We start from the raw sequence: 7,521 nt of genomic DNA, 5'->3' as shown, positions 1-7,521 counted from the left end.
TAAGTCCGCATCTGATCTGGTTTTCAATGCGATCTCGTTGACAACACCGAGGGAGTCCATATAAGACACAGAGGGCACGAAGAAATGCAGAAGTCTTTCAATCTATGCCCTTGAAATCTCAGCGTTCTCTGCGTCTCGGCGGTGAATAATAGAAGGCATCTCGCCAAGACACTAAGCACGCAAAGAAAGCCAGCAGAACCACCATTCCCTTGAACCATTCTGTTTTCTCTGTGCCTCTGTGGTTATCTTTAATTTAATGAGATACGTTTTCACCACAGAGACACAGAGGGCACGAAGAAATGCAGAAGTCTTTCAATCTATGCCCTTGAAATCTCAGCGTTCTCTGCGCCTCGGCGGTGAATAATAGAAGGCATCTCGCCAAGGCGCTAAGTAAGCAATGAAAGCCAGCAGAGTGACCACACTTTCAATCACTCTGTGTTCTCTGTGCCTCTGTGGTTTTACTTTTATACCGTCTAAAAAATGTAGGTAACAAGCTAACTATCAGGATTAGGCAGGGGGTCAGGGCAGTGGCGGGATTTAAGCCAAATACGGCCCATGGCGGTAATCAGGGCAATGGCGAAAATCACCCGCCCCCACAGAATGGTGCTTAAGTCTGCACCCAGCAGCAGAATTAACAAGGTATCTTCAATCAGGCTGTGGCATAAGCCTAAAAAGCACACCACCAGCAAGGTATCGCGTTTGGAAATATGCCCACTGCGCACTTCGTTTATCAGTAATCCCGCCCCGTAAGACAGCCCTAACAACATACCAATGATGGTAATATTGGATGCTTCCTTACCTATGGTTAAGCAGCGCATCAGCGGTGACAACAATTGCTGCAGCACCCGTTCAACCCCCAGCCAGCGCAAAATACGCATCATCACCACCAGGCTGGATAAAATCACAAAAATCCACGCCAACAGTTTAAGCTGTGCCAAGCCCCAGCCCAGCCAGCCAGGCTCACTAACCTGCGGTTGCCACATTAATTGGGCCGGTTGTTGCAGCAGGCCAAAATGACTGAAGATCTGGCTAAACAGCACCGCCAGTATTAAACCACTGCCAATACGCACCGCCAAGGTTAGTCGCCATCTTACCCCGGTCGCTTTGGCCACAGCTCCTTCGATGACCAGGGAGTGGGCCACCAGCATCAGTAAGCCCAGAATACTGATCTGCGCCACCGTATATTCCTGCCCAACTGACAAGGTATAAAACGCCGCCATCCCCGTGTAGATATTGGTCAGCATAGTTACCGCCCAGACCAGCCCGAGCTCGCTGGGCAATCCCAACAGCTCCATCACAGGTCCAAGCGCCACACCCAGCCATTGGGTAAAACCCAGACTGTCCAGCAGCTTCACCGCAATAGTGGCGGGCAACATAATCTTAATCAGGGTCCAGTAGGCCCGGCCAATATCCTGGGCAATACCAGCCAGGGTGGGTTGTAGATGGGGAAAACGGGAAAACATGTGCACTCCTTTACTGCAGGGGAGCGCTTATTCTAAAGCGTCTATCGAACAGATATTTCCAAAATACCAATATAGATTTAATCTTTATTTCTTTTTACTGAACAAAAAATTAAATATGTTTCTCGACCGGATGGACAAAGCCATATTACGCCAATTGCAGCAGGATGCCGCTATTACCAATCTGCACCTGGCCGAGAGGGTCGGTCTGTCGGCGCCGGCCTGCCTGAAGCGAGTAAAACGCCTGCAAAAAGAGGGGGTGATCAGCCGCCAGGTAGCGCTGCTCGACCCGGACAGCTTTGGCCCCTGCCTGCATATTCTGGTAGAAGTGACGATGCAAAGTGACAGACGGGAACTGAATGCCGCGTTTATTCAAAAGCTCAGACTGATGCCGCAGGTAAAGCAATGCTACGAAGTCACCGGCGAAGTGGACTTTATTCTGCTGGTACAGGTGCCGGATATGCCCTCTTACCAAATATTCTGTGAGGAACTGCTGTACAGCAACCCTAATATGAAAGCCTTTACCACCCTGATTTCCATGAACCGGATTAAATACGACACCAGTCTGACTATTCCCGACTAAGCGCCCCTGTTGCAGTCTGATAGCGATAATAAAAGCCGCCCCTTTCGCGCAACATTATACAAACCTAACACTTTAGCCGATTCATTACTTTGCTAACCGGGCCAATCTTTATAGGCGTGGCCAGATCAAGTCCAAATTCTTACCCTTGTCGCTCATAAAACCAGCAGTCGAATCCGCCAGTTCATTGGTCGTTCCGACCAAGCCCACAACTGTAATAATTAATTCCTACAATGCCGCGGCATATTGAAACCTTTAATACACAAAAGCAGGAACCATCATGAAGAACGAAGCTCCCACCAGCCACTTTGGTAAAAAAGCCTTAGCTTTAGCCGTGGCCAGTGCCTTTGTTGCAGCCTCAGGTTTAACCAGTGTTGCCGCGCAGGCTCAAGAGCAAGCCGCTGCTGATATTGAGACAGTTACCGTGACGGCCCGTAAAAAGGTCGAGACCATTCAGGACATTCCTGGTGTGGTAAATGTACTGAGCAGAAAGCAGCTCAGAGCCAATGGTACCGGCGATGCCGAGTCTCTGGCCCTGAATACCCCAGGGGTGGTGTACAGCGAAACCTACGCTGGCGCGTCCTCTCCCCGTATAACCATTCGTGGCGTCGGTGATGACGACTTTAACCCTAACGGTTCTGCCTCCGCCGCCATTCACGTTAACGGCGTATACCAGGGTACCAACGGCCTGCTAAACGGCCAGTATTTTGATATCGAACGCGTAGAAGTGTTAAAAGGCCCGCAGGGCACCCTATACGGCCGTAATGCCACTGCCGGAGCAGTCAACATCCTCAGCAAGCGCCCCGGTATTGAGTTTGGCGGTTATCTCGACCTGGATATGGGTAACTACGGTACTTATCGTGGCGAAGGCGCAGTGGATCTGCCGGTATCTGAAACGTTTCTGGTCCGCGTCGCCGGTATGTATGAAAGCTCAGACGGTTTTTACCAGCATCTAGGTACTGGCCCTACCACCGGCTTTAGTTACGCTCCCGGCGTGATTGCTCCACAACAAGAAGTGACAGCACAAGGTGACTGGGGCGGGGCAGACAGGCAATCGGCACGTATCACCGCTGAGTGGGAAGCCTCGGCCGACACGCTGGTAAGCGCACGTTTGACCCTGGGTAAAGACGACAGCGAGCTGGCCATTCCCGATGTCAGTGCTGACAACTGGGCAGAATATGCCAAGTCTAAAGCCTTTTTCCTCAACCCGCAGGACCCGGCTCTGATCGAATTTGCCAAGGCCTTGGATAACGATCCTTTTACTGTGTATTCCAATATGCTGCCTAAGCTGGATTCAGACCAACAAGCGCTGAACCTGCAGGTGGAACATGACTTCGAGTCCGGTATGACAGGTACGCTGTTGGTGGGTTATGAAGCCCTTGATCGCCAGTACGAAACCTCAGACAACCTGCCATTCTCAGTAGCCGACTATGGTTTTGAGAATGACTTCTCTCAATTTACCCTTGAAGCCCGCCTGGCTGGTGATCTGGCCGACAATATCGGCTGGTTACTGGGTGCCTTTATGCTTAAAGACGATATCGACTTTGCCACTAACCTGCGTTTCTTAAACTCCGGTTTATGGCAAACCGATGTATGTACCCACTATCGGCAGGAGCGTGACTCTTTCGGTTTGTTCGCCTCTTCTGACTGGACACCGGTAGACTGGTTTACCCTGGAAACCGGTATCCGCTATTCCAGCGATGAAGTGACCTTTAAAGGTCAGACTAAAAACCTCGACCCTTATGGTGTATACGGAAAGCCCCCCAAGTTCTTCCCGGCTGGCGAAGTTTATATTGGTGTGCCTATCGCCCCTGACGCGCCGCTGCGGTTTGATGAATCTTTGGATGACAGCGAATTCACCTGGAAAGTCAGCAGTATCTTTACTCCTGCCAGGCAGTGGCGCCTGTACGCCACAGTTAGTACCGGCTATAAGGCTGGCGGCTTCGACGGTTCGACGATCCTGACTCCCCAGGAAGCGCTGCCTATCGACTCGGAAACCCTGGTGGCCTATGAGTTAGGTGCCAAATACCGCTCTGACGATGGTTTGCTAAGCGCTGAAGTCAACCTGTTCAATTACGACTTTGAGGACTATCAGTCCACCGCCAAGCTGATGGTCGCCGGTGCCAGCACTAACGTACGCGCTAACGTTGCCGATGCGACCATTAAAGGTGCTGAACTGGCCTTTACATTAAGCCCGCTTGAAGGTTTGGAAATCCGCGGTGGTGGTGCATTAATCTCATCTGAAATTGATAACTTCCAGGGTGAAGACGCCACCATCGAAGGCAATGATCTGCCCTTCTCGCCGGATCTGTCATGGAACCTGGCAGTGGTTTATGCCACGCCTGTCAGCGAACAGTTCACCCTGCGTACACAGCTGGATGCCAGCAATACCGGTGAGCACTACCAGACCATAGATAACAATGACTTGGTTGATGGCTACACAGTGACCAATGCGCGTATTGCACTGGAAGCCGAAGACTGGGAAGTGGCATTGTGGGTGAGAAACCTGGCTGACAAAGACTACAACGTCGGCTTTTTCCCTACCACAGGCTTAACCCCTGACACCTTCTTAAAAGGCGCGCCGCGCACTTTTGGGGTTAACTTTATGATGAACTTCTAAGGTCTGAGAGACTTAGTACCTTAAGATAAGCACAAAAGCGGTGCGCATTGCGTACCGCCTTTTGCATTTCTACCAAGTCCCAGGGCTTAAACAAGCCGACCTTTTTAATTAATAAAAGCCGGTAGTATTCGCTCAGCGGTGATCTGCAGATAGCTGGCATCATTGTCATGGGCGGTGTGCACTATCATCAGGTCTAGCGCCTCAATCAGTGTAATAAACTGGCCATGCCCGCCCTGGGCACTCACCGCATGATAGCTGTTGTTCCCCACTTTTAAGTCAGCACCCCACCAGAAATAGCCATAGCCCTGGTTGGACGTATCTTTACCACCATAGTGAAAGTCCTCATCCCCGGTTAACAGGATACGACTGGTGGCTTTGGCCAGATAAGCTGGCGGAATCAACTGTTCCCCCTGCCACTTGCCTTTATTTAAGGCTAACGTCCCCCACTTGGCCATATCCCTTGATGTCATGCGTACGCGCCAGCCGGCTTCCGGCAAGCCGCTTGGGTGCGTTTGCCAGTGATAATTAGTAATGCCCAGCTTGTCGAGCAGCTCCGCTTTAATAAAGGCTTCGGCACTGCCCGGTACCACGGCTTCAATCACCTGCATCACCAGATCCGGACCTGTACCATATAAAAACTGCTGTGAGGCTTCGGTAATCGGCGCACTGTGCTCAAACATGGTCTGAATGTACCCCTGACCTTTTAATTGACTGGGATTTTTCTCAAGTTCTAGCCACTGCTCTCTGGAGATGCGAATGCCTGTTGTCATGGTCAGCGCGTTATTCAGGGTGATTCGCTCGACGCCTTCAACAAATTTTGTCGGGTCCAGATCAGGTAAAAAACTCATCACCGGTTTGTCCAGGTCGGCCATACTCAGATAGCCAAGCTGGATAGCCCGTCCCAATGCCAGACTGGTATAAGTTTTGGTGGCTGACGCCTGAAAATGAGGCAAGTTTACCCGGCCACGCAGATAATAGGACTCAAATAACAACTTGCCTTGGTGAGCAATCAACAGGCTGTCATACTTGCCATGCTTCCCTGCGGCAATTTCCTCTGCAAGTTTGACAATCATCTCTTGGTTGCCGCCATCAACACCCAACTCGCCGACCATTAAGCCATCATTTCGATTCGCGGGGGTGGTATCAATAAAAGCGGTTTCCAGCAGCGGCATCTCCCGGAATGACAGCTTGGCTTCGGTTGCACTTGCCTCTGGCGCCAGTTGCGTATGTTGCCCGATGTCTGCGACAGCGATACTGCCCACTGCGCATGACAAAGCGATAGTTAGTAAACACTTAAGAGTAAAAGCCATAGCAATCCTTAAACTGATAACAGCATTTGAGTACAAGCTGTTTAGCCAAACAAACTGACCACAATTTAAGGTAAGTGAAATTAAAATAGCTGACGTCTTAATGACTTTTCGGTGACGTTGTTCTGACTGCCAAATCCTATGCACCGCCGAGGCGCAGAGTGCGCAGAGATTCCAGACTAAATCCTTGATTGGTGCTGCACTTCAGCGAAATCATTACCCCACGCTCATTACCGAACAAATCGGCACATTCCCAATCCCAGCGCCTCACCATTTCGCTCAAGATAACCATAACGCTGGTAAAATCCCTCTTTTCCCCTGGCTGCCAGCAAGCCCACCGTAGCCCCAGGCCCGGCTGCATCGCGTAAATAGGCTTCCACCTTATCCATTAACAAGGCCCCTATTCCCTGTCCCTGATAGCTTGGGCCGACCACCACATCCTGAATATAGAAATACATATAGCCATCTCCCACTACCCGGGCCATACCCAATAATTGGCCATCCTGTCTTACCGTACAATGAAACAGTGACGCGGCCAGGCTGGCTGTCACGACCTGTTCAGGTAGGCTGTCCCAACCAATCAGTTGGCGTAAATGTAAAAACTCGGCAACGGTGGGTGGGGTTGCTGAGATGTCTAATGGTTGCAAATTTGTTTCCTTCATTAAGCATAGTTTTTGCCACAGTGACAGATCTGTGGCTTCTGGTCAGCTGTGACAGACAGTGAGTCGGAGTTGTCCGTCCGGCATCTGCCAACTGACATCTACATACTAAACACTTTTAATCCTTGGACACACCGGCCCAAGTTATTACACTAGCGGCCATTGATTATTTAGATGTACAGCCATGAAAATAGCCATTCTGGGCGCAATGGATCAGGAAGTTGCGCTTTTAAAAGATTCCCTGAAAAACATTAACCACACCCGCCATGCCCATCTGGACTTTTATGACGGTACCATGCATGACGTGGAAGTGATCCTGGTTAAATGCGGTATTGGTAAAGTGGCGGCGTCGGTGGCCACCACCCTGATGATCGACCAGTTTGCACCGAACTTTGTGATTAACACCGGCTCTGCCGGCGGTTTTGACAGCGATCTGGTAGTGGGCGATGTGGTAATTGGCAGTGAAGTGCTGCACCATGATGCCGACCTGACGCACTTTGGCTACCAGCCAGGTCAGGTGGCCGGTATGCCTGCCCGTTTTGCCTGTGATCCACGGCTGATCGCCGCCGCCGAGCATGCCACTGGCGATGTGCTGCATGTCAATTTTCGCACCGGTCTGATTTGTACCGGCGATGCCTTTATCGGTTGCGATGATGCCGCCGCCCAGCTTCGTGCTAAATTCCCGGATATGAAAGCCGTGGAAATGGAAGGGGCGGCCATTGCCCAGACCGCCCATATGCTGGATACGCCTTTTCTGGTGATTCGCTCCTTGTCCGATATAGCCGGCACCACTTCCAAAGTATCCTTTGATCAGTATCTGGAAAAAGCCGCCAAAAACTCGGCCAATCTGGTGATGGATATGATCAAAACCCTGGCGGAATCAAAGTAACTCACC

The 7,521-nt window shown here is 50.9% G+C and carries 6 protein-coding genes; 3 read left to right on the top strand and 3 right to left on the bottom strand.

Features of this window, described 5'->3' with window-relative positions:
- Window positions 1–494 precede the first annotated feature (494 nt).
- Window positions 495–1,463, bottom strand: a complete 969-nt coding sequence (locus ABD028_RS15365; RefSeq protein WP_343846088.1) for a nucleoside recognition domain-containing protein — start codon at window positions 1,461–1,463, stop codon at window positions 495–497.
- A gap of 115 nt (window positions 1,464–1,578) precedes the next feature.
- Between ABD028_RS15365 and ABD028_RS15360 the strand changes: the two genes are divergently transcribed.
- On the top strand, window positions 1,579–2,043 hold the full coding sequence (locus tag ABD028_RS15360; RefSeq protein WP_102797333.1) for an Lrp/AsnC family transcriptional regulator: 465 nt from the start codon (window positions 1,579–1,581) through the stop codon (window positions 2,041–2,043).
- A 277-nt stretch (window positions 2,044–2,320) separates the two neighbouring features.
- Complete coding sequence (locus ABD028_RS15355; RefSeq protein ID WP_343846086.1) at window positions 2,321–4,660, top strand: TonB-dependent receptor; 2,340 nt, start codon at window positions 2,321–2,323, stop codon at window positions 4,658–4,660.
- Window positions 4,661–4,764: 104 nt separating this feature from the next.
- Here ABD028_RS15355 and ABD028_RS15350 read toward each other — a convergent pair whose 3' ends face one another.
- Together ABD028_RS15350 and ABD028_RS15345 are read right to left on the bottom strand one after the other, a co-directional pair.
- Window positions 4,765–5,970: a serine hydrolase domain-containing protein gene (locus tag ABD028_RS15350; RefSeq protein WP_343846085.1), complete on the bottom strand. Its 1,206-nt coding sequence runs from the start codon at window positions 5,968–5,970 to the stop codon at window positions 4,765–4,767.
- A gap of 227 nt (window positions 5,971–6,197) precedes the next feature.
- The gene (locus ABD028_RS15345; RefSeq protein ID WP_343846083.1) at window positions 6,198–6,614 is read right to left on the bottom strand and encodes a GNAT family N-acetyltransferase; all 417 of its coding nucleotides are present in this window, start codon (window positions 6,612–6,614) and stop codon (window positions 6,198–6,200) included.
- A gap of 196 nt (window positions 6,615–6,810) precedes the next feature.
- Between ABD028_RS15345 and ABD028_RS15340 the strand changes: the two genes are divergently transcribed.
- Window positions 6,811–7,515: a 5'-methylthioadenosine/adenosylhomocysteine nucleosidase gene (locus ABD028_RS15340; RefSeq protein WP_102797308.1), complete on the top strand. Its 705-nt coding sequence runs from the start codon at window positions 6,811–6,813 to the stop codon at window positions 7,513–7,515.
- Window positions 7,516–7,521 lie beyond the last annotated feature (6 nt).

This window comes from Bowmanella denitrificans (assembly GCF_039522935.1).
GTDB lineage: Bacteria > Pseudomonadota > Gammaproteobacteria > Enterobacterales > Alteromonadaceae > Bowmanella > Bowmanella denitrificans.
This window is presented reverse-complemented; position numbering and strand designations above follow the sequence as displayed.

Coding starts and splice junctions, on each gene's coding strand:
- ABD028_RS15365 (WP_343846088.1), bottom strand. CDS start 1,463: ATGTTTTCCCGTTTTCCCCATCTACAACCCACCCTGGCTGGTATTGCC.
- ABD028_RS15360 (WP_102797333.1), top strand. CDS start 1,579: ATGTTTCTCGACCGGATGGACAAAGCCATATTACGCCAATTGCAGCAG.
- ABD028_RS15355 (WP_343846086.1), top strand. CDS start 2,321: ATGAAGAACGAAGCTCCCACCAGCCACTTTGGTAAAAAAGCCTTAGCT.
- ABD028_RS15350 (WP_343846085.1), bottom strand. CDS start 5,970: ATGGCTTTTACTCTTAAGTGTTTACTAACTATCGCTTTGTCATGCGCA.
- ABD028_RS15340 (WP_102797308.1), top strand. CDS start 6,811: ATGAAAATAGCCATTCTGGGCGCAATGGATCAGGAAGTTGCGCTTTTA.